Origin of the sequence: Cryobacterium sp. MDB2-A-1, from assembly GCF_004402675.1 — a bacterium.
In the GTDB taxonomy this organism is placed as follows: domain Bacteria; phylum Actinomycetota; class Actinomycetes; order Actinomycetales; family Microbacteriaceae; genus Cryobacterium; species Cryobacterium glucosi.
In genome coordinates, this window is the sequence record NZ_SOFK01000024.1 from 23,852 (window position 1) to 49,711 (window position 25,860).

21 protein-coding genes are annotated in these 25,860 nt (G+C 60.3%); 15 read left to right on the forward strand and 6 right to left on the reverse strand.

Features of this window, described 5'->3' with window-relative positions:
• The first annotated feature begins 618 nt into the window (after positions 1-618).
• The 3 genes from E3O39_RS07585 (at position 619) to E3O39_RS07595 (ending at position 5,374) form a co-directional block, all read left to right on the forward strand.
• Positions 619-1,191, forward strand: coding sequence for a hypothetical protein (locus E3O39_RS07585; RefSeq protein ID WP_134450169.1), 573 nt, complete (start codon positions 619-621; stop codon positions 1,189-1,191).
• A gap of 77 nt (positions 1,192-1,268) precedes the next feature.
• Positions 1,269-1,565, forward strand: a complete 297-nt coding sequence (locus E3O39_RS07590) for a hypothetical protein (RefSeq protein ID WP_134450170.1) — start codon at positions 1,269-1,271, stop codon at positions 1,563-1,565.
• A gap of 299 nt (positions 1,566-1,864) precedes the next feature.
• Positions 1,865-5,374 carry an SIR2 family protein gene (locus E3O39_RS07595; protein ID WP_134450171.1) on the forward strand — a complete coding sequence of 1,170 codons (3,510 nt, stop codon included), beginning with the start codon at positions 1,865-1,867 and terminating at the stop codon, positions 5,372-5,374.
• Between the two features lie 793 nt (positions 5,375-6,167).
• Here E3O39_RS07595 and E3O39_RS19690 read toward each other — a convergent pair.
• On the reverse strand, positions 6,168-6,299 hold the full coding sequence (locus E3O39_RS19690; protein WP_255454442.1) for a hypothetical protein: 132 nt from the start codon (positions 6,297-6,299) through the stop codon (positions 6,168-6,170).
• A gap of 1,395 nt (positions 6,300-7,694) precedes the next feature.
• Here E3O39_RS19690 and E3O39_RS18945 point away from each other — a divergent pair.
• From E3O39_RS18945 to E3O39_RS19285, 4 genes are all read left to right on the forward strand, one after another.
• The gene (locus E3O39_RS18945; protein ID WP_166787434.1) at positions 7,695-7,862 is read left to right on the forward strand and encodes a hypothetical protein; all 168 of its coding nucleotides are present in this window, start codon (positions 7,695-7,697) and stop codon (positions 7,860-7,862) included.
• Positions 7,863-7,906: 44 nt separating this feature from the next.
• Entirely contained in the window at positions 7,907-8,944 is a 1,038-nt protein-coding gene (locus E3O39_RS07600) for a hypothetical protein (protein WP_134450172.1), read from the forward strand.
• A 187-nt stretch (positions 8,945-9,131) separates the two neighbouring features.
• On the forward strand, positions 9,132-9,551 hold the full coding sequence (locus E3O39_RS07605) for a prevent-host-death protein (protein WP_134563736.1): 420 nt from the start codon (positions 9,132-9,134) through the stop codon (positions 9,549-9,551).
• Between the two features lie 214 nt (positions 9,552-9,765).
• Positions 9,766-9,996: a hypothetical protein gene (locus E3O39_RS19285; RefSeq protein WP_198413400.1), complete on the forward strand. Its 231-nt coding sequence runs from the start codon at positions 9,766-9,768 to the stop codon at positions 9,994-9,996.
• A gap of 753 nt (positions 9,997-10,749) precedes the next feature.
• Here the strand turns inward: E3O39_RS19285 and E3O39_RS07615 are convergent.
• Positions 10,750-11,991: a site-specific integrase gene (locus E3O39_RS07615; protein ID WP_134450175.1), complete on the reverse strand. Its 1,242-nt coding sequence runs from the start codon at positions 11,989-11,991 to the stop codon at positions 10,750-10,752.
• 410 nt (positions 11,992-12,401) lie between these two features.
• On the opposite strand from E3O39_RS07615, the gene E3O39_RS07620 reads away from it, so the two are divergent.
• The 3 genes from E3O39_RS07620 (at position 12,402) to E3O39_RS07630 (ending at position 15,193) form a co-directional block, all read left to right on the forward strand.
• Entirely contained in the window at positions 12,402-13,451 is a 1,050-nt protein-coding gene (locus E3O39_RS07620) for a hypothetical protein (protein WP_166789564.1), read from the forward strand.
• Positions 13,452-13,532: 81 nt separating this feature from the next.
• Positions 13,533-14,087, forward strand: a complete 555-nt coding sequence (locus E3O39_RS07625; protein WP_134450177.1) for a hypothetical protein — start codon at positions 13,533-13,535, stop codon at positions 14,085-14,087.
• A 413-nt stretch (positions 14,088-14,500) separates the two neighbouring features.
• Complete coding sequence (locus E3O39_RS07630) at positions 14,501-15,193, forward strand: hypothetical protein (RefSeq protein WP_134450178.1); 693 nt, start codon at positions 14,501-14,503, stop codon at positions 15,191-15,193.
• A gap of 48 nt (positions 15,194-15,241) precedes the next feature.
• Here the strand turns inward: E3O39_RS07630 and E3O39_RS07635 are convergent, their stop codons facing one another.
• Positions 15,242-15,712 (reverse strand): hypothetical protein, encoded by a 471-nt coding sequence (locus E3O39_RS07635; protein WP_134450179.1) that lies wholly within the window; start codon positions 15,710-15,712, stop codon positions 15,242-15,244.
• Positions 15,709-16,188: a hypothetical protein gene (locus E3O39_RS07640; protein ID WP_134450180.1), complete on the reverse strand. Its 480-nt coding sequence runs from the start codon at positions 16,186-16,188 to the stop codon at positions 15,709-15,711. Before E3O39_RS07640 ends, E3O39_RS07635 begins: the two co-directional genes overlap by 4 nt.
• 142 nt (positions 16,189-16,330) lie before the next feature.
• Between E3O39_RS07640 and E3O39_RS07645 the strand changes: the two genes are divergently transcribed.
• Complete coding sequence (locus E3O39_RS07645) at positions 16,331-17,425, forward strand: hypothetical protein (RefSeq protein ID WP_134450181.1); 1,095 nt, start codon at positions 16,331-16,333, stop codon at positions 17,423-17,425.
• Positions 17,426-18,560: 1,135 nt separating this feature from the next.
• On the opposite strand, the gene E3O39_RS07650 is transcribed toward E3O39_RS07645, so the two are convergent.
• Positions 18,561-19,172, reverse strand: coding sequence for a response regulator transcription factor (locus E3O39_RS07650; RefSeq protein WP_134450182.1), 612 nt, complete (start codon positions 19,170-19,172; stop codon positions 18,561-18,563).
• Positions 19,169-20,257 (reverse strand): sensor histidine kinase, encoded by a 1,089-nt coding sequence (locus tag E3O39_RS07655; RefSeq protein WP_134450183.1) that lies wholly within the window; start codon positions 20,255-20,257, stop codon positions 19,169-19,171. Before E3O39_RS07655 ends, E3O39_RS07650 begins: the two co-directional genes overlap by 4 nt.
• Before the next feature lie 250 nt (positions 20,258-20,507).
• On the opposite strand from E3O39_RS07655, the gene E3O39_RS07660 reads away from it, so the two are divergent.
• The 4 genes from E3O39_RS07660 to E3O39_RS07675 all read left to right on the forward strand — a co-directional run bounded on the left by E3O39_RS07660 (position 20,508) and on the right by E3O39_RS07675 (position 25,071).
• Entirely contained in the window at positions 20,508-23,060 is a 2,553-nt protein-coding gene (locus E3O39_RS07660) for a transglycosylase domain-containing protein (protein WP_134450184.1), read from the forward strand.
• A 275-nt stretch (positions 23,061-23,335) separates the two neighbouring features.
• On the forward strand, positions 23,336-24,061 hold the full coding sequence (locus E3O39_RS07665; protein WP_134450185.1) for a LysM domain-containing protein: 726 nt from the start codon (positions 23,336-23,338) through the stop codon (positions 24,059-24,061).
• A gap of 76 nt (positions 24,062-24,137) precedes the next feature.
• Positions 24,138-24,455: a DUF4190 domain-containing protein gene (locus E3O39_RS19825; RefSeq protein WP_134450186.1), complete on the forward strand. Its 318-nt coding sequence runs from the start codon at positions 24,138-24,140 to the stop codon at positions 24,453-24,455.
• A gap of 190 nt (positions 24,456-24,645) precedes the next feature.
• Positions 24,646-25,071 carry a hypothetical protein gene (locus tag E3O39_RS07675; RefSeq protein WP_134450187.1) on the forward strand — a complete coding sequence of 142 codons (426 nt, stop codon included), beginning with the start codon at positions 24,646-24,648 and terminating at the stop codon, positions 25,069-25,071.
• Positions 25,072-25,860: the final 789 nt, after the last annotated feature.

The following is a 25,860-nucleotide window of genomic DNA, read 5'->3' on the forward strand; positions in this document are numbered from 1 at the left end:
CAACCGCTGACGGGGACGTAGCGTCAACGCGAGGGCCACGTCGAGGCGGAAGCTCCAAGCGGGCCGACAATTGGGCGGCTGCCCTCCATCGCTACGAAGCATTCGCGCGCACCCACGGCCACACCCCTCGTGAGAACACGCGAGATCGCGCCAGCCTGCCCGGCATTGAGCGCCGCCTGGGGGAGTGGGCACGATATCAACGACGCTACGCCGACACACTCACCAGCTTCCAGAACATCCGGCTCGACGTCTCACCCGCATTCAACTGGGATCCACTTGACAGCGTCTGGCAAGCGCGCCTTGCAGACTGTGTGCGACACGTGCAGGACAAGGGACGACTGCCGTACCTGAACGGGGCGGATCCGGCAGAATTTGCGCTCGCTCGTTGGCTCGGCAGGCAACTTCGGCAGCTGCAAACGGGCACCCTCCGCACGGATCGTGCCGTGCGCCTGACCGAGCTTCTTTCAATGGTCGTCGGTAAAACACCGAGCCCGTGACAACGTTTTAGCGAATTCAATGTCGGATCGTAGGAGGCGCTGTAGCTTCGTTCGAACGGATCTCAAATTACGGCATCGCGCCGCGCATGAGACAAACTTCGCGACTGATCGGTAGGACAGCATGGCATCGAAAAGCGACAGGGTTCCGATGCCACTTTTCATGGATGTTGACGGTGGGCTCTGCGGCATGCCTTTCAAGAATGCGGCTGTCTGGTGGGAATTGGAGGGATTTCCGACGTTCGCTCCTGCGCCGTATCCCGCGCATGCCTGGGTAAGCCGCGCCGCGATTTCTGCCTTGAACGACCTGGTCGACGAGCGACTCATCGAACCGGTCTGGTGCACGTCCTGGGACGCCGGCGCCAACCACCTCATTTTGGCGCTCGGGCTGCACGGAGGATCTTGGCGAATCGCCACGGTGGGCACGCGACAAGGAGACCTCATGCTCCGGGACAACTGGATCAAAACCCTAGCCATCAGTCGAATCCTAGAGAGCGAGGTGTTCGTCATGGTCGACGACCTTCTCGGCGACGAGAGCACCAGACCGTGGACGCCCCAACGGCGCAGCATGGACCAGACCTTCGGCAGCGCGAACTCGCTCCTGGTCGGCACCAAACCAGAGAGGGGATTGACCGTCGCTGAAGTGCTCCGGATTCGTGAGTACGTGACGGCGCGCGGCGAAGGGCCCGGGAAGTGAGGGCAGAAATACAGTGGAGGGATATTGAGGCGACCAGGGGTCTGCTAACTACCGACGAAGTATTGGAAGTCCTAAAAATGCCGGCAGGAGAAACCGGCTCAGTTGAGAAGATGAGGAAGAATGGCGAGATTCTCGCGGTCAGGCGAGGTGGCGTCTATGTGTTTCCCGGTTTTCAGTTCGTGGCGGGTCATGTCGAACCCGTCATCGCTCAGTTGATTGCGCTCGCCGTCGAAGTCAGATGGTCGCCAGAAGTGCTCGTCATCTGGCTCTGCTCACCATCCGGCTACTTCGGGGGAGATCGACCGATCAACCACTTGCGCGATCCGAACGAGCTCCTGGCGAAGGCACGGAATGAAGCAACCGTCGAGTGGTAGTCCCGTAGCGAGACTTCCTGACGGTTGCTCGTTGTGCGGTCGCAATGGCTAAGCGGAGGATCGTCCGAATCTGCAATTCAAGCGAATGTCTCTACTCGGGGGTCCTAGATAGTTGCCTCACCAGTCCCTTCCCTGGCTTCAGCTACGCGCGAATGCCATGACCCAAGAACAATCCTGTTGCCATCGTGTCAGCGTGACGCGTTGTCTGCTTTGGTAAGCCTGCGTCGCAGAGATCGGTGACCGACGCATCCGCAGTCGTGCAATGATGTTGATGAATCGTGAACGTCTGGAGAGATTTCGTGGAAATCGAATGGGAATCCGACGGTATCGAGCTTCCAGACAGCGTTGAGCGCGCGCTTCAAGATGACTCGCTTGTCCTGTTCTGCGGGGCAGGCATCTCCGCGGCCTGGCCTTCGTCGCTGCCCGGCTTTCGAGGGCTCGCCGCATCAATCGCCGATGAGCTTGGTCGTTCGGACCTCTTCCCTGCGGATCCAGAGGCTGTTGTCCAGTTTGATGTGGTCATGGGCGAGCTCAACGAGCTGCAAGGTGACGTGCATGCGAGAGTGGCCTCGCGCCTTCGCTCGGTGATTGAACCCAATAGCTATCACTCAGACTTCCTTCAGATTATGAGCGGTCCGCGCAGTGCGCCCAGAATCGTGACAACAAACTTTGACTTGCTATTCGAGGCGGCGGCAGGGCGTCTGGAACTTCCATTGGACGTGTATGTTGCCCCAGCTTTGCCTCTCGGAAATGATTTCCGCGGGCTCGTTCATCTTCATGGCCACGTCGATTCGCAACCCGGTCAGAGAATGGTAGTCACGGATAGGGACTTTGGACAGGCATACATTACAGAAGGCTGGGCCACTCAGTTTCTGACACGGATGTTCGAGAGGTACACCGTTGTCTTCGTTGGCTATAGCGCGGACGACACTGTTATGCGATACCTCGCCCGTGCGTTGCCGGCAGATGCGAGTCGTCGATACGCGTTCACGGAGTTGGAACATCCCGAAAAGCTTGGATCAAAGTGGAGCCGACTTGGCGTCACGCCGATCCCATATCCCTCATCTGCCAATACTCGTCATGAATCTCTTCAATCCTTCGTGCACCATTGGCAAGAGCGTGTTTCCGCTACGGCGCAAGATCGTTTTGACTCAGCGGCAGCTATCGTTGACAGCGGCCCAGCCAACCTCAAATACTCCGAACGACGAATTCGCTGGCTGCTCGCCGATCCAGAACACGCTCGCCATTTTAGGAGTACCGCGGAGCCAGTAGCGTGGATGGCGGTACTGGACGGTCTTGGTATTTTGGCGCCACTCTTCGACTCAAGCGCGCCCGATTGCGATGAAGTAGCGGCTTGGGCGCTATGGGTGGCTAGTAGCCTCTCAGCGGATCACGGCGAGGTACTCCTATCCATAGTGAGTCAGCACCAGGGCCATCTCTCGTCAAGCCTCTGGTTGAATATCTGGTTGCATCTCTATGGCAACTATGAGAACACGACCTTCCACCGCCGTCTCTTGTTGGTAATCTCGGCGGACCAGCCTTCAAAGGATCGTGAACGGCTCTCCTCATTGCTGCGCGGCGTGGCCACCCAGGACATTGAAGCTGCTGAGACTCTGTTGCATCAACTTCTAACTCCTCGCCTTGGATTCCGGAGCAGGCAGAGTTGGCTCGGCGGTCGTGATTCGATGGACACCGAGATGACGCTCGCTTGGAGGAATTCTTCCATTCGGGATGCGTGGCCGATTATGCTGCCGGCGCTCTCAGATCCGGGCCACCTTCTCTCCGTCGTACTCAACTTGATCCGCGCAGTTGAGGCAACTGAATCACTATTCGACGGCGACGGCCGACGGGATGCGCTGTCTATACGGCGGGGCCAGGTCGATGGCGTCGAACCCTATATGAGCGACGATCCTTACGTTCTTGTGGTCGACATTGCACGTGATCTGCTTCGTGAGTTCGTCCGGACCCAAGGTCCAAAGCAAGCGCTCGACCTATTGGATAGTCCCTCCGAGATGGTGCGCCGTTTGGCGCTCGATGCGCTAGCCGAGTCAAGGCGAGTCGAAGCAGACATGCTCGTCGGCCTCATTGCTCGGCGGGACCTCGTTTACGATCTGTCAACGAAACCCGAAACCTTCCGATTGCTCCGTGTCATGTACCGTCATGCATCGAGGGCGATGCAGGAGGAACTGCTGGCGCAAGTCGCAGGAGGGACCGCTCCTCAGCGGAATGCTGAGGTGCGAGAGTACGAGCGGTACAACGTCTTGGTCTGGCTGAGCGCGGACGCGAGCTCCGACGATCCGGTTCACGCGGCCTTACATACGCTGCAGTTGCTTCACCCTCGATTCGGACCGCGCGAGCACCCTGATCTGAATTCCTGGATTCAATCGGGCTCCGGAGCGGATCCGGATCCTGATCCGGATCCTGAGGGTATCTATCGGGGCAAGTCTCTGCGACACATGGTTGCGTATTTGGCCGCGCTTCCTGAAATTGACGACATATACGACAATGCTTCAGTACTTCGTGAGGTGCAAGACAGGCTCGATGCGGAACAAGGTCTAGAGCTCGACCTCTTGGATGAGTTTGTCAATCAGTCCTTCTGGTCACCAGCAGTCTGGACGCTGACGTTGAAGGAAGCGATCCGCAGACAAGGAACATGGTCAGCAGGGTCAATCCTTGAGCGTGTCGATCACTTTCGGGGTGACTTTTCGGAGATAGGTCGACGCTTGGTCTATCCGATTACGTATCCGGAGAGCGGCACCGAACCGTCTCCTGGGCTTGCTTTAGAGCGATGCCGACTCCTGCTGGGCCTCTGGCGACGTGCCGTGGCGGTGCCTTCGGACGAGCCACCGACCGATCCATCTCAGGCCCACGCGACTGCGCGGGGTTCTCTTGCGTTTGCATACGTCGAAACAGTGTTGCGCCTTGCTCAGAAGCGTGACGTCGTTGAAATCGACGGCGAGGGGCTAGCAGGCCTCACGGAACTGATGGGCGCACAATCGGCCAACTCGTCAGATCCCAGCTCGATGATGGTGGCGAGGTTCGCGGGCTACATTCTGGAAATTGCTCCGGATTGGTTTGATGCATATATGCAGTCCGATTTACACGAAATCACTGAATCGGCGCAAAGCTTAAGCCTCTGGGCAGGTATCTACTCTGCTCGATTTATGTCAAAAAAGCTTCGCCTACGCACCCGAGACGCTACGCGTGTCGCTTGGCCGCTTGTGGCTCGACGCCTGCCAAGCACGGTCGAAGCATTCATTCAGATCCACGCAGCGCACTTTGTCTTTGACACACTGGCGGATGAGCACACGTGGGCTGATCCCTTTGTCGCGGCGGCACCGGTGACGACGCGTGCAAGATGGATCCGTAGCATCGTGCACCACCTGGATGGGAACGATTCGGACTTCCAAAGGCTTCTCTTTGCATACTGGCAACACCGCCTTGACGGTCAGCCGCCGTTGCACGGGGCAGAGCAAAGGGCCCTTTTGGAATGGACCACCCTGCGAGGCATAGATGTCCAGCGCGCAACTTCCCTATTCGTCGCCGGACCGCGCGTCTGGAACTCAGACAGTGAAGGGGGCTTCGACTACTTCGATGTCGACGATTTCCCTTTGAACGACAATAATGCCTTCTTGCGACTGTGTAACCACCTCTTGATGGGACGAACGACAATTCCTCCTTTTCTCAATATGCTCGTCGACGCAACAAAGAAGGCAAGTGCTGAGGACGCAGGGTTGGCGAGAGAGATTTGGGGTCGACTGCTCGAGTTAGGATTTGGTCCGGCGCGCAGCTATCTGGACGTGGTCTAGCCTCGACGGTACAAATCGAGCCAGACCCGTTCTTGTTCGACTAGAGCGGCGCCGGAGGATCTCCCGCCAGCGCCAGCGCCAGCGCCAGCGCTGAGATCCAGTGACCACTCGTGCCGAAAGCGCGGAGTGCGTCGACTGAGTTTCGTACAACTTTGGCGTAGATCCCGGCGGGGGGACGCCGGCCAATGTCGCTGGTCAGCGGCAGGAGGAATACATGAACGGGAGCAGTCCCTATCGTTGAAATTCCTCTCATGTGACTGCACCGTTTTGGATGCATCCGATACCGTGTCGGCGGCCATTGAAAAATGCCCATACGCGGCCAATAGGGAATCGGGTTTTTTGCTGCGTATGGCCATTGGAGCTGCCCACTGGCGGCCAAAGGGAACGCCCGATTCAGTCGGCGGCGACACCCCGGATTCCAGATCTACGCCGTCGCGCTCGGTATCGGGTTCAGGGTCCGCGGGCCGCCGGCTCGACGTCGAAGAGGTGGCGGCATACGTCCCGGAGTGGCCCCCCCGTGCCCTGTGGCGGCCAGGAACCGCGACAGGGCCGGAGAGAAGCGTTCCACGAGATTCACGTGCATACACGGAGACCGCAGGGAGGGGATTCCGACCGGTTCACGGTATTTGCGGCGGACCTATTCGGGGTCAAGTGCTCCGACGAACGGCCTGCCCACAGACGGCCATCGGCTGTTGGCCGTATATGGGCTCGCCCGTGGCCGGATATGGGCCGTTCTTCGTGGCCGCTAACAGAGATCCGCCATCAGATGTCGATCACTCAGCTCAATCATCTTTCAGGATATGTCGCCGCCCTCATAGTCGACCCCGCCGATGAAACCGATATCCCAGTCCTTCGCTCGGTGTTGGCGATAAAAGCCGGACCTCAGGGGCAACGCCGCTTGGCTGAATTGAATGACGTCAGTCATGGCTCTGGGGACCGATCCTCTCGGTCGCTGTTAGAGGTGGAGAAGGAGGTAGACGCGGCTATTCAGCGGCGGCTATCTGTATAGGAAGCAATCGGCATTTCAGAGATGGCGCTCTGCCCGTTCGGTTGCGTGATTGGGAGCTGGATTCTGGGTACCAGTGTCAGGCGCACTCGAGTTGTCCTCCACCACGGTCCACGGCTCACGAGGAGTCGGGAACGCCCTGGAGGCCAAGATGCCTTTTGAACCTGCCACCTTGTTGACAATGGAGGTCACACATAGACCCGGTCTGGTTGCGAGACGATAGCGGCCGTGGCCCAAGGGATTGTCCTGCGCCGGCCATGCGTTTCGACGGGCGCGACCTGTGCCGCGGTCAGGCTCGGAGTTCACCCTGACACAGTGCAACAGGCTTCAACACAGTGGAACACAGCTCGTCAGCGCCAGCGCATGCCAATGTTTGCAAGGGATCCGAGGGTCAATCACAGCTGGCACAGCATTTCGCGCATATACCCCTATAGGGGGATCTGGGAGCTTATGTGGGTATAGACCCCGCTAATTGCGTAGGGTCCCTTAACTTAACTTTTTTTCTCTTATAAGAGATATGTACTACTGTACTGACTGTGTTGGGCCTTGCATCCCTTGTCCCGTAAGGGATCGGCCGGGACAGTTGAGCTGCGCAGGACTGTGTTTGCTGTGTTGAGGGCCCCGAAATCAGCTCTCCGCGCCCGTCCTCGACGCGAGCGAAGTCCGCTCCGTCGTAGATGCCTTCCGGGACCAGGGCGAAGTGGTCGATTTCTTCGATCTGCCTGATTTCGTAGACGATGTTATTGATTTCATCGCCCTGCACGCCGATCTTGAACGGCGGGGGTGTCGGCTCCTGCGCACGGCTGTGAGCCTGCCGACGAGCGACAAACCAGCGCCTCTTTCACGGCCAGACCGGTTAGCTACGGTTCAGTGGGTCACGTACCCGGCTATTTGCTGCCACATCTTGGCGGGGCGAAATCGGTTTCGTGACGTCACCATCGTCACCACCGCTATCGTGGTGCTCATGCGCCTAGCCATCGCAGCTGATAAGCACGAATCAACCGAAACAGGCCACGTGCGAGCCCAGAGGCGCTGGGAGCCCGATTGGACTCAGGGATTTTTCACCTCCGTGCTTCGATGCCAGCGCGAGGCGGGTTTCGGCCATGCTGACATATCAGTGTGTTATCGGTAACTATCATTGCCGCTGGAAGATCTCGCCTGAGGACGACACCACCGGGCACGTCTGCACGTGTCCAGCGTCATCAGCGACCTCGAACCCCTCGCAGATTCCGCTCAGGAGTGATCCTCAGACAGAAGCGAGTAGGCAAATTGTGAGGCAGGTCAGAGTCTGGCAAAGCTGCAGCAGTCCCAACCATGAAGCTTGACCCGTGGGTCGAGTCGGAAGAATGGCGCGAGGTCGTCTCGCCCGCGAACCATCAGGCGTTTCTTGAGACTCTGGCTGAGCCAATGCGCGAGGGTAAGGAAGTCAAGCGCGTCATCGTCGTTGGCGGAACTCCCATCATGTACGACGTGAGTGATTGACGCCGAACGTTCCGACTGCGCGCGGCCTCTGCCAAGATGATGCCGTGCAGAACTCAGACAGCCTCAAGTGGGAACGCTACATTCTCGATTTGATCTACGACGTGCCCGCGGAGTTTGCAGTCGAGCATGCCGATTCTCCCGACTTCTACCTGACACGCAACGGGTACACCTTCGGCGTGGAGATTACCGAACTGTTCAAAGACGGGTCGAGCGCGCGACTTGTGAAGCTCCCCGACTATATGCAACGGCTGTGGGACGGTGAAGAACCCATCCACAAGGACGATGTGAAGGGCATAAACGTGGTCACGATCCGCATCGAAGACCCTGACGGCAACGTAGTCCAGGACAACGTCAAAGCGATCTTCAGCGAGACAGGATCGCTACGGGACCACGCCGACGCTCTCGCGGAGCACATCGAGCGGAAGAATAAGGCGCAGAAGGGCTACGACTACACGCTCGGACACATCAACCTGATTGTTGGCGATCACTTTTCAAGCAGCGAGAGCATCGGCGCGGAGTATTCGACTGCTGAATTCTTCACTCCTCGCCTTCGGGCGGCGCTTCAAACCTCCCCGTTCCGCGAGGTCATCCTTATCTCGAACATTCTGTACGACAACGTTGCATGGGTTCCGCTCCGTCAACTGGAACTGATGGAGAGCTTCATGGTCTTCGTGCACTGCGTGTACCAGTCCAGCGAAGCACTCGACCTTCTCGAAGAGGAAGACCTCGCGCACCTCTTCGCATTTGAAATGGAGAGTCGCGGACGTACCCTCGTTCTTCGTCGGGAGCGAGAAGAAGACTTCGCCGCGCGGGGCAACGTGAGCGTCACCTACACCGTTGACGGCGGAACGCTGGTGCACGAGTACGCGGACTGGCCGCTTGACTCCGTGCCGACGATTGATCGACGCAAGATCGAGCTTCCCGAGCATGTTCGCCAGTTCATCAGTGACGAGTTCACGAAAGCGAGCGACGGAGGTGCGGGCATCGAAACGGCCTATATTCGCAAAGTGCGGGAGGCGGTGTGGCCGTTCGATTCAGTGAGAGGCGTGCAGAGCTTCACCGCTGATCGGGTTGGCCGCTAGCAACGCCGCTTGCCGTGTCGTGAGAGGTGCTGGCCGTGGGTCTCAGCGCCGAAGTGACAAGCGCAATCGCAAGTTTCACAACAACAGACTTGACAGTGGGGTGACAAATGTCAACCTCATGGGCGTAACATGTACTTGACGTACTTGATGTACGCGCAAGTGGGGTTCCCGCATGGAGAAGGTCAAAATGTCACTCGTTGCCGATTACGGCTCCTTTACAGTTACTCGAACACACCTCAAGGATGTGTTTGATGCCACCGCGCGCGGCCGCACCGTTACCGTTCAGCGAGATGGTGAACTCTCGGCAGTAATGCCTGTTGACCGGTTGCGGTCCTATTTCTTCCGCGCGGTCTCACCGCGAGTACGTATTGCCCGCGAGGAAGGCCGCACCGTCGCCTTGATGGAGGGTCGCCCATTTGTTTCGGAAGGGGCGTCGGTCGATGATGCTCTTTCTGACTTGGTGCTTTCACTTCGGGAATACGCCGAGGACTGGGAAGAGCGACTAGAACAGGCTCCGAACCACGCAAACAATTGGGCTCTAGTTCAACTCATAAAGATTTCAACTGACGAAGAGCTAATCGACTGGTTTGACCGCGGCGGTGAGTAAATACCCGGCCGCGACTCGCGAGTATCACGATGATTTCTGTACAACTGAGAAATGGGAACTCGTTCGGGGTGCCGTTGGCAAACCTGTAAACCACCATCGAACGTACGAGTTGGCGCTCTGGGATGGGCGTATCCTCAGGACACGAATTTCAAAACCTGTTGATTCAACGTCGTACGGCGCGAGCGTGTGGGCTCACATCCTTAGGCAGCAGCTTATGGTTGACGCAGATTCGTTCTGGGATTGCGTGCAGAATCAGAATGTGCCCGACAGAGGCGGGCCTCAGATGGTGGCTGTTCGGGAGTCACTACCGCTGTACTTGGTTCGAGCGCTGAGCGAGCAAGGCGTCGACGAAGACACGATTTTCGCGCTGACCGTTGGAGAGGCAGCGAAGCTATTGAGCGAGAAGCTTGCCGAGCCTCACGGTCTCACAAACAGCGAGAATTAGTCATCGCGCCGCTTCCTTCGCATGTGAGCTTCATGCGGCCCGCCCAGACTTACCCTGAGGCTATGGGCGTTGTGGAACGTGGCCGTCTGCATGACGCTATGGTCAGGGACGAATCCGGTGCGATCCACTACCAAAACACCGTTTCACGCGGAATCTATTGCGCGATGGTCAGGCCTGCCTCAGGCCCGCGTCGAGGCCGCCTATTTCGGAGCCTAAGGAGTCCTCACCCGACTCCACTCGACCCTCACTAACGCGCGAACGCCGCAAAGGCTCTCGACGCTCGAGAAATGCCTATTTCTCGTTGCGGGAAGCACCGTTTCTAACGGGGCGACGCCCGCAGCAACGATGCAAGACAGCGAGGAATCACGCGCGATGGAAGCGCGGCGGAGACCATTCTCCTAGGCCCGGGGGTTGGACAACAGGTGTGGAGGAAAAAGTGTCAGTCCGCGGAGGAAAATGCGTTTTCCAGAACCCCGAGTTCCGCGCTCTAACAGGTTTCGCGAACAGCCCACATTTAGCCCCGGAATCACGCGGAAGTAGCGTGGTCCGGGGCTTTGTCATTTCCCCCGCAGTCATGATTTAGTCATGATGAACAGCGGGAAGTCGTCTGTGGTCTCGGCGAGGTTGTGCCGTGCGCGGCCTGCGTCGTCGCGAAGAATCTCATCGACGGATTCATGAACGGCCAGTTGGCGGCTCACCAGAGGCCCAAGAGCATTCGTATGACGTGGACCTAAGCGGCAGATTCGCTAGGTCTTACTTCCCGGCTGCCTCGGAAGCCTCTAGTGCGACCGCACGAGCGAGCTCTACAGCGTCCGACACCACGTCGAGGCGATCCGGCCACAGGTGCGCGTACACATCGAGAGTCTCCGTGGCGCGTGCGTGGCCGAGCTGGAGTTGGACAACCTTCACGTCGGCCCCGCTCGCGATCATCATCGACGCGGCAGCGTGTCGGAGATCATGCGGGGTCGGCTTCTTTGACTCCAGTCCAGCCAAGATGATGGCTTTGGCCCAGACGCGGCCTCGCCAGTTCGACTCGTGGATGTCGCCCCCGCGGACGGCACGGAAGACGAATGCGTCAGGCGGCTGGCCCTCAACAAGTGGCCGCAGCTCGGCGACCAGGAACCCGGGCAGCGACACCGTGCGCGCCTTGCCCGACTTCGGCGTGCCGAGGTAGCGGGTTGCGCCCTGAGACCAGGTCTGCATGATCGTGGCGCGACGCGCGTCGAGATCAAGCTTGCCGACCTGAAGTGCGAGGGCTTCGTTGATCCGGAGGCCGACATAACCAAGCGTGAGGACCAAGGCGCGATCGGTCTGGTCCTCCGTGAGCCGCTTGGCTGATGCCGCCAGGCGCTCGACTTCAGCGTGGCCCAGGATCACCATCGGCTTCTTCGTCGCCTTCGGTCGATCGACGCCGTCGACCGGGTTTGCCGTCGTCCAGTTATGCCGCATCGCGTATTTGAAGATTGATCCGGTAAGGACGACGATGCTCTTGATCGAGGATGGGCTGAGTCCATCCGGCGACAGACTCACGACACCTCGCGTGTACTCGAAGGGGGCGGTCCCGGTATGCAGGTCGTTCACCCACGACTCGATCTCGTGGCGCGTGATGGAGCCGATGGCCCGTCCTCCCCATTTCGGATTGACCCAGATCTTCAGGTCCCTTTCGAGCCGGTACCGGTAGCTGTCCTTGATCGATTTCTTGGACTGGAGGAATTCGTCCGCAACGAGGCGGAACTTGCGGCGCGAATCCTCCGGAGACGAGTAGATGCCGGCGCGCATGGAGTTGTCGATGGATGTGACGTATTCCTCGGCGCTTCCAATTCCGGACTTCACCTTGAAGCTTCGTGACCGGAGGGCCTTGGTGCCGTCCGCTTTGTCCTCGTACCAGTCCACGCGCCAGCGGGAGCCTCGGCCGTGTTGGGGCGACTTCGTCTTGTGACCGGTGTCCGGGTCGATCCGCTGCCAGCGATCGACTATCCATGCCTTGGCCATCATCACCACTTCTCATGGGGCAGTGAAGGATCGTGTTGACGCCGACTCTAGCGATGACCTACGACACGTCAAGCTTCATGCGGCCGGGCGCGAAACTGGGGGCGATCCCTGTGTATAACCCGCGGTCAGCCGCGTCAGAGGGGGCAAATATTCCGTCCTTTAGGGGTCGAAATATTTGTCCCCTTAGGGGGCCAAAAAGTTGTCAATTTGGGGACAAGAAAGTGGCCCCCTTAACAGTAAAGAACAGGAATAACAGAACATAAGCAGTACGCGCGCGCGAACGAGACCTGTGGACAACTCTCGACAACGGAGCCGGGCGGAAAAGAGTCCACTCGTCTGGGGTCGACGACGGCGACATACACTGAGATCGCCAAATGCAATCGAGGGGTATTGGCAGACCATGGGGGACAAAGATGAGCAGTGACTCCGCACGGCTATTGCCAGGACGAACCGCATACGCATATGGGGAGATCAGCATTCGGCTGAGCATTTTTATGGTGGTCCCGATGTTCGCGGCTATCGGTTCGGCGGTGCTGGCGTTCGCTGGTCGCGTGGACAAGTCGGTGCTCGTCACGCTGCTGGGGCTTTGGGGTGCGTACGTCTTTGGATCCCTCTTCGCTGTGGCAATTCCCTTCTATCGGAAGAACAATCGTGAAATCCGGTCGGGATACACGACCCTCTTCAACGCGTATCAGCAGCTCGAGCAGCGCGATCCCGAAACGGGCGATGTGATCCGGGCGGCCGGCGATCCTTATCCGCAGGCGCGATCGCTGAAGGCGCTGCGCAAGTGGCAGGGGGCAATCGTGGCAACGCCAAGAGTGTGGACCAAGCGGAATGCAACGTTCGCTGCGACCCTCGGTGTCGTAGTCACCGTTGCTGCATTTGTTCTCCTGCAGTCGAGCCGGCTAGTCGCGCAGGCTTCCGAGGGTTCCAAGACAGCAGTCCTTCCCGGCTATGTTCTGCTGGGCGTGACCGTTCTCTGCGTAGTTGTGTGGCTGACCGTTCGCGGCGTGTGGATCAGTCGAAGGAAGTCCACCCTGGCTGCGCTCGATGCCCAATTCCCGACCGCACTCATTTGCGACGCATTCCCCACGCTGTCCTTCGTACCTCGTCCAAAGACGGAGACGACTGACACACTCATAGCGCGGTCGAAGACCACAACATTGGCTCTTGTCGCTAGCGACACAGAAGTGACGTTTGTGGAGCGGATCGAGTCCAAACCTGTGACGTTGGGCTGGAACGAGATAGAAGAATGCACGGTCGGTTGGGTCGAAGCTGGGATGCGAACGCTGCCTGCTTTGGTGATTCAGGTGAGCAGTAGCTCGATCCGAGGAGGCCGGGCGACGCTCGTATTACGGACGCCCCGCGGAGGCGGAATGTTTCCAGCGAGTCGGCACTTCGTTGCCGAAATCGCAATGCGTCTTGATGGATTTCGTTCTAAGTCTGAAACGGATGCGCGATGAAGCGCTGGTGCTCTCTCTGGTGGCGCGACTCATCCGCACGATGATGGGCGCCGATGGACCCGACATTCATGATGTGCTGTCGTGAATAAGCGCGGAGAAGATGTCGTGTCGCAGCTAACTGCGGCCGTTGTCGTCCTGGCTGTTCTGCCAGCAGTATTCGTGGCCGGCCAAGCTTCGTCTGACATGCGAAACGCGATCCTGGGGAGCGATGGTCCTGTCATTGCTCAGGCCGCGCTGACGTACTGGGTGGTTACCGCTGTCCTCGGTGGGTGCCTCACGGTACTCGGGCAAATGCGTTTTCACCAGAGCCGACGACGGATAAGCGCGGCGTGGGGTGCATCGCTTGCGATTATCGTCCTGTTCATATTCATGGGTCTTCTGGTATTCCTCACACTCGCTCTTCTGCCGGTCCAGGGAGCGTACTCGTCTACTGCAAGGCAAGATCGTGCTCGGATAGCCGGAAGCTGGTTGCCGGTACTCACACTCCTCACGTACATTGCCGCGCTCAGCTACGGTCTATTCGCGCGTGCGAAAACCGTGACAAGGGGCAACGGGCGACTGCAGCTGGCGATCGTAGCCATCGTCATCGCCCTGCCGGGCTGCACTGCGGCGGGATGGTTTGTCGCGCAGCGCTGACGCGGTCGCAATCGGGGGCGCAGTGAAGGTCGAGTGAAGCCTCCGATCGCGGCCCGAACGGTGAGTTATCCACTCGAAGTTCGAGTGCGAACGGCTGCGCCTGGCTGACCATTTCGCCGTTCGACCTTCGGTCAGGTGGTCGTTTACCCCGTCATCGAGAGCGAATAGGTAAACGACGACCTGAGGGCACTCTTTCCCTGTCCCACCGCCTCCCCCTCGCTGCGCTCGCTTCCCAACCCCCCACACTCAACGGCATTGTGTGGGGGGTTGGGAAGTAAAGGGGAGGTGGTGGGACAGGGAAAGAGTCAGAGGTAGATGAAAGAAATATGAATGAAAGAAAAAGAAGAAACAAAGAGAAAAGACAAGAAGAAAAAGACGGTGAGTGGCTGAAGTTCTGAGGGACGGAGAACGACATGGTGCAGGTGACAGAGCGTGATCTGGCGATGGTCGAGTGGCTGGGCGTTGTGCGTCTGGCGGAGGTCGATGCGATCCGCTGGGCCCTGGGCGCGATGCTCGGTTCAGCGGAGCCGATCAGCACGAGGAAGGCCCAGCACTGGATCATGCGGATGGTCGAGGCGGGACTCGTCGCCCGGGCGCGGCCGACGTTCCAGGGCGCGTCGATCGTCTGGGCAACGCACGACGCGGTCGGGAGACAGCCGCCGAACCTGTTCCGGCAGACCACCCGGCACGAGGTCGCTGTCGCGACGGTCTCGGCCCGGTATCTCGCTCTCGGCTACACCTGGCAGCGCGATCGACGGCCGATCAGCATTCTCGACCACCAAGCGGACGGTATCGCGACGCGCGAGGGCCGGGCGGAGCTGGTCGAAGTGGAGCTGACCGCGAAGTCCACGCAGCGCTACATGCACATTTACGAGAACTACTCCACGAGGCTCGCCCGCGAAGGCGTTTCGCGGGTGGCGTACTACTGCACCGCAGATGCCGACAGGGTCGTGAGTCGTGAGGCGGACAGGTTCATCTTCCGAACCGAACGCCAGCGACTTGTCTCAACAATCGCTTTTGACGAGAGAGGTCACTGGATCGGCAACTCGCTCAGCCTGACAGCTAGCTTCTCGAGCTGTAGCGTCGTGCAGGACGCAAATGACTGACGTCTCGTGGCGGCTTCGACAAGCGGGGCGAGCCAGTGAATGGATCCGTCAGAACTTGCCTACGCCGAACCTGCCCAAATTGTTCTTGACCCAGTTTGCGCTGGGATGTGGGACATACCGTCCCTCTGAGGAGACGCCTCGGGTATGCATGAGGTTGTCGAACATCGTTGTGTTCTTCAACGCCAGTCCGGGGAGTATTCGTTCACCGGTGCGCTCTGCAAGACGCAGAAAGATTGCAGCTTGAGTGCATGCTTTCGCTCGAAGACGCCACTGCCGCACCAGACCGGCGAAGGACCCCAGGATCGCGAAAGAAGCGATCCCGAGCGTCAGGTAGTTCCGGAAGTCACTCCCCAACGGAAGGACCACACTCACGGGCATGACACCTCCAACTGTTACGAGCAGGAACCCGATGGCGACGAACAATGCCCGGTTCGATCGACGCAGAGTGGCCGCGGCATCCACGCCGATCCGCGCGGCCCAGGGATCGGCGTCACTGGTCTCGTTGAGTCGATTTGTCATCGGTCTTCCTCAGTGATGGGAAGTGGACCTGACAGGCGAGAGTCATCGTGCTCGCCGTGCCGGGCGTTTCCGACACTGACAATGGTTTCCGACGTCAGGGCATTTCGGTCCAGCCATTCCTCGAAGAGGCGAGGATACTGCATCGGCGCCCTGCGATCGGTAGGGAAGCCCGCCCCCGCGAGGTCCTTTCGCATTTCCCGCCCGAAGGCGTACAGACCGTAAAATCCGACAGCAGTCGCCCCCAAGAAAAGGACGACGATGGTGACCAAGACGACGATGGTGACCCACGCCTCGGGCACGAATGGGCTGTCGCGCAGTCCCATGGCCAAGAACACCATCAGGAACAATCCGAAGACGTAACTCAGGATGGAATAGGTGAATCGCCTCCGGACCGGCACTAGGGCGCGGGCATAGCCGGGGCCGATCAGCGGCTCCCACGTTCTCCATGTTTGTGTTAATTCGGCCGGAGTGGCCATATCGTCCCCCATCTCCCTACCGTGCGTCCAGAGTCTATGACGGAGCCGTCATCCGAATCTCAATCCGGAAGTTCGCGAACGATGTCGGTGTGCTGCCAGGCTACTAGGATCACAGAATGACCACTCAGTCAGCAAAAAAGAAATGAGCGCTACTTTGCTCCGAGGCGTCTCTGCCTATCGGATATTGTGGGTCGGCCTCGGCAGTGCCGTTGTGTTTGTGGTGGCATTCGTGTCGCTTGTCGTGGTTCTGGTCTCGAGCACGTTCCTGCAGTCGCACACGGTCGCGGCGACATCCGCTTGGGTGGCCTGGGGCCTGTGCGTGATGACGGTCCCCATGAGTCGGTTGTGGATGGCACTCGCCCGGGCGAGGGAGATTCGGGCCGGGTACACGACCCTGCCGCGCGAGGCCGTGTTCGTCGAGCGTCTCGATCCCGTCACCGGGGCTGTTCTGCGTCCCGCGGGTTCACCAATCGCGCCGGGGACCTTCCTGCTGAAGTCAGCGCGCGCGTACGCGGCCAGGAACTACACACTGCCGGATGCCTACCGCCCGATGGTTCCAACGGCCAGCTCTCCAGCACCGATCGTTCTTGACCGCATCGCGGTCCCGCCGGAACGTGTTCCGAACGCTGGACCGTCGAAGTGGTGGTGGGCGCTGATCCTGCTTCTCGTTGCCGGCTTTGGCGTGCGCCTCGCGCTGATTGGCATTTCAGTTTTCGACGAGCCGGGGCCTGGCGGCGGCGCACAAGGAGCGACGGTGTTTCTCGCGATCGTGGTCGCGGTAGGGGCCTGCATCTGGGCGCCGCTGGGGATGCTTCGTGCGCGCGGTCGGCGCAGGAACGCCGCCGTCGCGGCCGCTTACCCATCCGCACTTCTCGTGCCGGCCGGCCGGTCGGAAGAGCTAGTTGAGACGGCGCGGGAGCTGCAGCTGGCAGTCGTACCCATCCACACCTATTTCGTGTGGGCAATCGACGATACGGGCATCGGGCTATGGCAAGGAGGCGCGAAACCCGTTCAAGCGCTGCACCTGCCGTGGTCCCAACTGTTATCGATTGAGGCAACAACCGTCGACAACGGCAGCCGCACGTTCAGTGCAGCTGCATTCACGACCATCGACGAGCGCGGTCGAACACTGCGGCTACCGTTCCTCGTCAGCGGAAGAATCCCCGCCTTCCCCGCCAGCGGCTCGGCGGTCGCGACGACCATCGGCGCCATCGAAACGAAGCGGCCCCACGGATAGGGCGCGTGTGGTTTAGGAACAACACCAACCCAGACGCCTCCAGTCCCCGGCCGACCTGAAATGCCATGCAATCGGCACGCCAGCTTGGAGGCAAATGGCATCGGCCCGCCTGATAGCAGGCCCGAAACCTCTCGGAAGGATCGAGGTAATGATGAGTGAAGTGAGTAGGTCGCGGATCGCCGTAAGGCCCTCCGCGTGGTTCTGGTGCGTTACGTCGATTGTGTCGCTGCTGACGTTGATATTCGTTGCGGGTTTCGGTGTCGGGACGATAGTCGCTTTCTCGGGAAGCCTCACCCTCTTCGTTGGAGGTTGGTGGTCGGTTCTCTATTGGTTAGGTACAGTCCACGAGGTCCAAGGCAGTCTGGTTGTCAAAGGGAGGCGAGCTTGACAAGACCGTGGTGTAGCCCCGGCGTAGCTCTGCGCGATCCCGGAGAACGGCCACCAAGCACACCACACATGCGAGGACTACGAGTGAGCCGCCGACAGACCAACTAGTGAGCCAAACGCTCCGATTGGGGAAGTTGCCGGTCGCCCCGAGCAGGGCCAGAGCCATGCACGTTCCGATTCCCGGGAGCAGTGGAATCAGTGCAAGGAGCCGGATTCCTCGTGAAGTCGGGCCAGATGCAATCAGCCGAACAATATTCGCATCCCATGTTCGTGCCACCCGCGTACCGCCAATAGCGTCACCAGCGGCAGGGGAGAGGTGACTCAACCACATATCGAATCCCTGGACGGAAGCCATGGCTCTACTGAGGTCATAGACACTGATGTACCCATACCGATGGTGGAGGAAGTGGAAGGCATTCGTGACCGCCCGAGAGCGGTTTCTCCGAGCGGCAACGAGCTGGCCCACGCTGGCACAGGTGCCCGCGAGTGCGACGAACATGATGACACCCAATTCGACAACAGGGGGGTCATCGGGAGCGCTCACGCCAAAGGCTGCCCATACGGCTAAGGCTCCTGTTGGAAGAGCGAAGAGTGATAGGCATCCCGTCCAGGCTTGTCGGGATCTACTCCGCAGGAGCCTCGCTGAGGTCGCGCCGACCCGAGGGACCCACGATTGTGTCAGTTCGGCCGAAGCAGCCATAGCGCCCCCAATCTCTCTTCCGTGCGTCGAGAGTCCACGACGGAGCCGTCACGTGAATAGTCCGAGCCGTGCTGCCTTTCGAATGGCATCGATTCGGGATGTTGCGCCGAGCTTGGCGTAGATGTTCGTGGTGTGCCGTTTCACTGTGCCCTCGGCGATTGAGAGCCGACTGCTGATGTCCTTGTTGGAGGCTGCCTGGCCGACCATTCGTAGGACCTGCATCTCTCGGTCGGAGAGCAGTTTGTTGGGCCGGGCTGGCTCATCGCCGCCGGCTGTCGTGGTCTGTGGACGGGATGGGGCAAGGATTGCCGCGATGAGGTCGTGACTGGCGACGTCCTTGGTGAAGTACGCGGCCGCACCGGCTCGCAGAAGCTCCTGCCTGAGCACGCTGTCGCGATGCATAGTGAGGATGATCACCGCCACGTCCGGAGCCTTGCGGGCGATCTGCCGCAGGGTCGATTCTGCGGACGCTCCGGCCATCTCCACGTCCAGGAGCAGTACATCGGGCCTGTGCTCGAGAGCGAGAATGACGGCTTGTTCACCGGATTCGCCTTCCGCGACGATCGTTATTCGCTCGTCCTGTTGCAGGAGAAGAGAGAGCCCACTTCGGAAGAGGGCGTGATCGTCGACCAGGACGACACGTCGGGCATCGATTGTCACCGCGTACCGTTCCTGCTCGGCACGGTGAGCGTGATCGACGTGCCCTCGCCGGTTTTCGACGTAATAGTCATGTCGGCGCCGATGACGTCAGCTCGTTCGCGCATGGTCAGTAGTCCCATGGATTCAGTGCGCACTTGGAACGGGTCGAATCCGATGCCATCGTCGTGGATCTCGATTGCGACGTTGTGGGCGGTCCAGGTGAAGGTGACATCGATGTGTGCCGCCTTTGCGTGTGCGACCGCGTTCCTCAGCGCTTCCCGAATGATGAGGAACACCTCTTCGCCGACTCCCGCGGGGATCTGGCGCGGTATGCCCTCCGTGTGGACCGCTGTCGTGGACCCTGCTGACGCCGCGTCGCCCAGGAAGTCACGCACAGCGTCATCGAGGACGTTATTCCCCACGGTCTGCCGGAGTTCTAGGGCGATCTCTCGAGTGTCGTCGAGCGCTTGTTCGAGCAATCCGGTGGCCATCGTGAACATCTGGATGCCGTCATCGGTGCTGGTGCGCGCGGCTGTGATCCCCAGGTTGACGCGTTGGAGGCTGGCTGCGATACCGTGGGCGACACGATCGTGGAGTTCGCGTGAGACGCGCATCCGCTCTTCTGTCTGCGCTACGGAGAGACGTTCGAGAAGGACATCCACGTAGCCGACGGACGCCGAGGCCACCCGTGCCATGATGCAGTGATGCAAGGCCCTCGCGACGGCGATCGCTGTCGGCGCGGTGAACGTCACGTCGCCCAGCGCCTCGATGAGGCGGGGGAGAGCCAGATCGAACAAGGCGCTCGCTGCAGAGAGACTGTCTGAGGGGTGGACATCGTGGCCCGCCCGGGAACGACCAATGTTCGCTGAGGCGATGCCGGCCTGAACGCGCTGAACGATGGCACTCGGGTCGAACACTCCAAGATCTGCTTCGTCGGCGAGGGCGAGCAGGGTGTCGTTGACGATGTCCCGGACTTGACCGCGAACTTCACCTGCGGTGACGTCATCGTCCATGAGAACACTTTGCTGCGCGCGCAACGTGGCATCGACGGACGCAACAATCCGGTCGCGGATGATTGCGCGCTCGGCTGGCTCGGCTACTGGCATGTCCACAGCTTGCCACTTCCCGATGGCACCCTGCCCCAGGTGGATGAGTGGTCACGCTGACCAGCGCGGTCGCCGCATTTAATGTGACCAATGGCACATTCCGTGTTGGAAGCGTCCCGCATACGTTTATCGAGGACGATCGTCTGCGCGCTGATCGCGCGTCCGATCGGGAAACGCGTGGGGAACCGTGGGGGGAATGTGCGTCGTACGAACTCGACTGGCCGGGGAGCAATATGTGGGGATTCAAAAGATGTCTAAGCCCCGGAAGCGATCGGCTGAGGCACTCGGCGGGTTCCTCGGTTTTGTCGCGATGAGTGCCGTGGCCGGAGTGCTGGTTGCTGCCGCAGTGACTCCTGCCATCGCACTGTCCGGTATCGCGGCATCAAACACAATCAACGTATTCCAGAGCCTGCCCGACTACCTGGTCATCGACCAGCTCGCACAGAAGAGCAATGTCTACGCGACTTCCGCTGACGGGTCCCCGTACTTGCTGGCCTCTTTCTACGACCAGAACCGCGTCGAGGTCGCTTGGGCTGCGATCAGCCAGTTCGTCAAGGATGCCGCGGTCGCCGGGGAAGACCCACGCTTCTACGAGCATGGCGGCGTCGACCTCCAGGGCACCCTTACCGGCCTCGTGACCACCCTCGCGAGTGGTTCCGCTCGTGGCGGATCCTCGATCACGCAGCAGTACGTGAAGAACGTGCAGGTTCAGAAGTGTGAAGTTCTGACGGATGCCGTCAAGAAGTCGGACTGTTATGACGCGGCTACCGCGACCACTCCCGACCGCAAGCTCAAGGAGATGCGCCTCGCGATCGGCGTCGAGAAGAAATACGCGAAGGATGACATCCTCCGCCAGTACCTGAACATCACCGGCTTCGGCGGCACCGTCTACGGCATCGAATCCGCGGCCGAATATTACTTCGGCGCCACTGCTGCGACGTTGACGCTCCCGCAGGCCGCGAGCCTCGTCGCGATCGTGAACAATCCCGTCAAGTTCCAGCTCGATACCCCGGACAGTGCGACGAACGGCGCCGCCAACGGCTACGCCGCGAACAAAGACCGCAGGGATTACATCCTCGATCAGATGCTCAAGTACGGCAAAATCAACCAGTCAGACCATGATGCCGCGATCGCGAGCCCGATCGAGCCCAGCATCCATGTCCCTAGCACCGGCTGCCAGACCGCCGGCGGCAGCGCCTTCTTCTGCGACCTCGTCGTGAACACCCTGCAGAACGACCCGACATTCGGGGCCGACGCCACCACGCGGTTGGCGACCTTCCACCGCGGCGGCTTCAACGTATACACGACCCTTGACCTGGAACTGCAAGACGCCGCCGAGACCACGATGAAGGCCAACGTTCCCGACACGTACCCAGGGTGGGACCTCGGGAGTGTCATCACGAGCGTCGGTGTCGGAACGGGTCGGGTTCTCGCCATGGCTCAGAACAAGGACTACAGCACGGACCCGACCGTGCCGATCACAGGGTCGAACCTGACGGGCATCAACTACAACACCAACGTCGATCAGGGCGGTTCGCACGGGTTCCAGCCCGGATCGACGTACAAGGTCTTCACTCTGGCCGAATGGCTCACCGAGGGACACTCGCTCAACGAGCGTGTCGATTCCCGGCGCAAAAGCGACTGGGGGGTGTTTCGGGACAGTTGCCTCGGTAACCAGAGCTTCGTCTTCAACCCAAAGAACGACTCCGGAGAGGCGGGGGCTAACTACAGCGCCCTGGAGTCCACGATCGGGTCGATCAACACCGGCTTCATCGGCATGGCCAAGAAGCTGGACTTGTGTGGCATCCGCAAGACTGCCGAGGCATTCGACGTGACCCGAGCCGACGGTGACCCCCTGCAGGAGGGCGCTTCCGCGGTGCTCGGCACCAACGAGGTCGCGCCGCTGAGCATGGCCGTCGCCTTCGCCGGCATCGCCAACAAGGGCACCACCTGCAGTGCGATCGTGATCGACCACATCGTGGGCGCTTTCGGCGCGCCCATTGCGGTGCCCCAAACGCAGTGCCATCAGTCCGTCGATCCGGCAGTGGACGCCGGAGTCACGTATGCGATGCAGCAGGTCATGACGAGTGGGATTGGCACGGCCCACCCGTCCTACTCCGCCACCAGCCCGAAGGTACCGATGATCGGCAAGACCGGAACCACAGACGGTAACAAGGACACCTGGATGAGCGGCGCGAGCACCAAAGTCGCCACGGTCGTCGGCGTCATGAGCGTCACGGGGGACATTGACCAGCGCAACACAAAACTCTTCGGCCAATCCGCAGCAACCGCCCGGCACAGGATGTGGCCAGCTGTCATGAGCGTCGCAAACGCCAAGTATGGCGGCGATGCATTCCCCGTTGCCTCCGGATCAATAATCAATGCCGTCCCGGTTCCGATCCCTGACCTGAGGGGCAAATCCGTCGCCCAGGGCCGCGCCGCTCTCGAGGCGGCCGGCTTCAACATCGTCGACGGTGGAGCGATTGACTCCGAGCTGCCTGCGGGGACAATCGCGAAGACGGACCCAGTTGGCGGCACCAGCTCTGGCCGAGGCTCCACGGTCACGGCATACTCCAGCAACGCTGCGCTCATCGTCATTCCTGACGTCGTCGGAAAGGGGGAGTCAGAAGCCCGATCTGCGCTATCAAATTTCACGGTCGTCAAGAACGAAACCGCTGTCTCCAACCCGTCACAGGTAGGCAAGGTCCTCACGATGACCCCGACCGCAGGCAGTGGCGCCAAGCCCGGTGACACGATCACAATCGTCGTCGGAAAGCTCATCGGCGCCCCGGCTTCCGGATAACCGAAGCGATCGGGGCTGTATCCGCGTTCAATGTGACCAACGGCACATTTCGCGTGAGAGGCGTCCCGCATAGGTTTGTCGATGACGGTAGTCCGTTCGCTCATCGCGGGCCGGTGGGGAACGCGTGGGGCACCTTGGGGGGAATCTGTATGACCGCTCGACTCGCGATGCCAATGGGAGGGGCGAGGGTCGTTGGCTCCGTCGGGATAGCGATATTGCTTGCGGCGATCTTGACGGGCTGCTCGGCTCCTGCGGCGCATCCTGGTACTTCGGAAGTGTCCATTGCGGCGGCGCCTGCACCGTCGGCCACTGCCGAGAAAGACATCGTGACGAAGGTTCCGGTCTTGTCGGACCTGACTCCCGGCACACTAATCGCTACGGGAGAGTTCAGCGGTGCGGGCACCAAGGGGAAGATCCAGATCAAGGCGAACGGCGCGGACCATGGGTTCGACGTCACCTTGACCGGCTTGCAACCTGTGCCGCTTGCCGGTACCTCGCTCGAGCTGAATTCCCTGCCGTCCACGGCAAGCGAATGGGACTTGCAGCACGGCTTCAGCTACTACCGATACGACGCCCTCAGTCAGGAATCCGATCAAACCTTCTCGACGCCGAGCGTCGACTACGGTGGCTTCGAGACGAACGACCCCCGCTTCATGCGCACAGCCGTGATCTGGGCGGCACCGTCGGGAGCGCCGATCGGACTGGGGAGTGTCATCGCGACCGCCGCACTCAATTGGGACCTTCCCAACATGACTGCGGGCCCCACTGTCACCGACCATGGCTCCGCCGAGGGCGCGCGAGGTCAGGTTTCCCTTGGAGCTGACGGCACTCCCGTCAGCTACCTGATCGCTCCAAACGACACGGAGAATGCAATCGCTGCCCGGTTCGGCATCACCGCGGAAGACCTCGAATGGCTCAACCCGGATCGGTTCGGCGATCGACTCAATCTGGCCAACATCACCATAAACCTGTCAGAGGGCTCACGGGGCCTTCGCTGGTGACTGGCAGTCCGCGATCGGAAGTAAGTTCGTTGACGGGGGGCGCCACTTGCCCTCGGTTCCGAAGAGAGGGTTCGCCATGACAGAATTCCCGCCTCCCGTTCCGCGGGACGACTACGACGTGCCTGCACCTGTAACAGCGGATCCGTGGGCGGTGGACGGCCTCCAGGGGACGCGTCCGCCATTTAACAGGACGGCAATTTGGGGTTTCGTACTCGCCTGCGTCGGGTTGATCGTCTTCGGATTCGTCGGAGCGCTGGCTACGGCTCTGTGTGGCCGAGCTCTCCGGACGATACGTCGGACCGGTGCCCGTGGTCGGGGCCTCGCGATCGCGGGCATGTGCATTGGCGTCGTCGATTTCGTGTTCTACGTGATCGGCCGTTTCTACCTCGGATGACGAGATATGGGCTTGTGACGCGCAGAGCCGCTGACCCTGAAAGCGGGTTCGACGACGCCCCATGATCAGCGGTAATGTCAGGGCAACATTAATGGGGGAATCGATGAAGCGTGCCGCGATAGGTCTGATCTCTGTGTTACTCCTTTCCGGGTGCTCGAGCGTCCCGACGGCGGGGTCCAGTCCGATGCCGATGCCGACGACGTACTACGGCGAGAACGCGGTGACGATTGCCTCGAGTATCGAAGGCTGCAGTGGGGTCGCAGCCGGAGACGTCGGTGGCGGTGGACCGGGACTTGTCTCGACCGCAACATGCACTCTCGACGGGCGCCTCATCTACGTCAACAGCTGGATGGACCAACCGCACGGGGACCTGACGATGCTCCTCAAATCGGACGGGGCCGAGATGTATTACGCGAAGGGTGAGGGTTGGACCGTGACGGCCGGCAGCGTTCCGATCTTGCAGCTTCAGCTGACCAGCAACCAGGACGAGCTTCTGAAGCTGTCGCTGGACGCCACGCCCGGGCCCGATCCCGATCTCCCCGGGCAGAAGGCATCCGCCGAATCAGTGACGAGGTCACTCGGCGGCGACGTCGTCCACTTCGTTGTCGGGCGGTAGCTGACGTGCATGTCTTCGGAAGAAACTGCGCCCTGATCCTGGCCGCGCTCCTGTTCAGCGCGTCCCTCACCGGGTGCGCACCGACGTCGCCCACCAACACAGATACCGATCCGCAAGGGGCCGCCAGTTCACCGGGCGCTACTCAACTGCCTGGGGCCTCAACGCGAGTCTCAGAGTCTGGCACTGGCCCGAGGTCGATCACCGTGCCGAACCCATCTCCCAATGCCGCGCACGTGGTGTTCTTCGCCCACTTTGAATGCTTCGACGGGAAGGGTTCGGTCACACTGGCAGATGACCCGAGCGTGTTCATGGGCGGCGATTGCTCAGGACCTGCCGACTACGAGATGACCCTCCCGCCTGGGATACAGCAGTACACCTTTGCGATTGACGTCGGAGTAAACAGCCCCTACAAATTCTCCGGCCATTTCAACTAGCACCAAGGAGCGCATCCAACGTCTAGGCTGCCACCACGCGTTGGCCGTTTCGATACCAAGAAACAGTCATGATTTAGTCATGATGAGCAGCGCAACATGACGATATAGGAGTGATTCCAGAGAACCACTGAAGCCCCAACTTCCGCGTAAAATCAACGAAGTTCGGGGTTTGGTGATCACATTGTCACCTCCAAAATCAGCGTCGGAAGGTCAGGGGGTCGCAGGTTCAAATCCTGTCAGCCCGACATTTAGCCCCGGAATCACGCGGAAGTAGCGTGGTCCGGGGCTTTGTCATTCCCGCGGCAGTCATGATTTAGCCATGTGAATAGCGGCACGTCGTCTGCGGTCCCGGCGA

Excerpts from the sequence above, each read along its gene's own strand:
- E3O39_RS07585 (WP_134450169.1), top strand. The coding sequence starts at position 619 with ATGGCATCGAAAAGCGACAGGGTTCCGATGCCACTTTTCATGGATGTT.
- E3O39_RS07590 (WP_134450170.1), top strand. The coding sequence starts at position 1,269 with ATGCCGGCAGGAGAAACCGGCTCAGTTGAGAAGATGAGGAAGAATGGC.
- E3O39_RS19690 (WP_255454442.1), bottom strand. The coding sequence starts at position 6,299 with ATGACTGACGTCATTCAATTCAGCCAAGCGGCGTTGCCCCTGAGGTCC.
- E3O39_RS18945 (WP_166787434.1), top strand. The coding sequence starts at position 7,695 with ATGAAGCTTGACCCGTGGGTCGAGTCGGAAGAATGGCGCGAGGTCGTC.
- E3O39_RS07605 (WP_134563736.1), top strand. The coding sequence starts at position 9,132 with ATGTCACTCGTTGCCGATTACGGCTCCTTTACAGTTACTCGAACACAC.
- E3O39_RS19285 (WP_198413400.1), top strand. The coding sequence starts at position 9,766 with ATGGTTGACGCAGATTCGTTCTGGGATTGCGTGCAGAATCAGAATGTG.
- E3O39_RS07615 (WP_134450175.1), bottom strand. The coding sequence starts at position 11,991 with ATGATGGCCAAGGCATGGATAGTCGATCGCTGGCAGCGGATCGACCCG.
- E3O39_RS07620 (WP_166789564.1), top strand. The coding sequence starts at position 12,402 with ATGAGCAGTGACTCCGCACGGCTATTGCCAGGACGAACCGCATACGCA.
- E3O39_RS07630 (WP_134450178.1), top strand. The coding sequence starts at position 14,501 with ATGGTGCAGGTGACAGAGCGTGATCTGGCGATGGTCGAGTGGCTGGGC.
- E3O39_RS07635 (WP_134450179.1), bottom strand. The coding sequence starts at position 15,712 with ATGACAAATCGACTCAACGAGACCAGTGACGCCGATCCCTGGGCCGCG.
- E3O39_RS07640 (WP_134450180.1), bottom strand. The coding sequence starts at position 16,188 with ATGGCCACTCCGGCCGAATTAACACAAACATGGAGAACGTGGGAGCCG.
- E3O39_RS07645 (WP_134450181.1), top strand. The coding sequence starts at position 16,331 with ATGAGCGCTACTTTGCTCCGAGGCGTCTCTGCCTATCGGATATTGTGG.
- E3O39_RS07655 (WP_134450183.1), bottom strand. The coding sequence starts at position 20,257 with ATGCCAGTAGCCGAGCCAGCCGAGCGCGCAATCATCCGCGACCGGATT.
- E3O39_RS07660 (WP_134450184.1), top strand. The coding sequence starts at position 20,508 with ATGTCTAAGCCCCGGAAGCGATCGGCTGAGGCACTCGGCGGGTTCCTC.
- E3O39_RS19825 (WP_134450186.1), top strand. The coding sequence starts at position 24,138 with ATGACAGAATTCCCGCCTCCCGTTCCGCGGGACGACTACGACGTGCCT.
- E3O39_RS07675 (WP_134450187.1), top strand. The coding sequence starts at position 24,646 with ATGCCGACGACGTACTACGGCGAGAACGCGGTGACGATTGCCTCGAGT.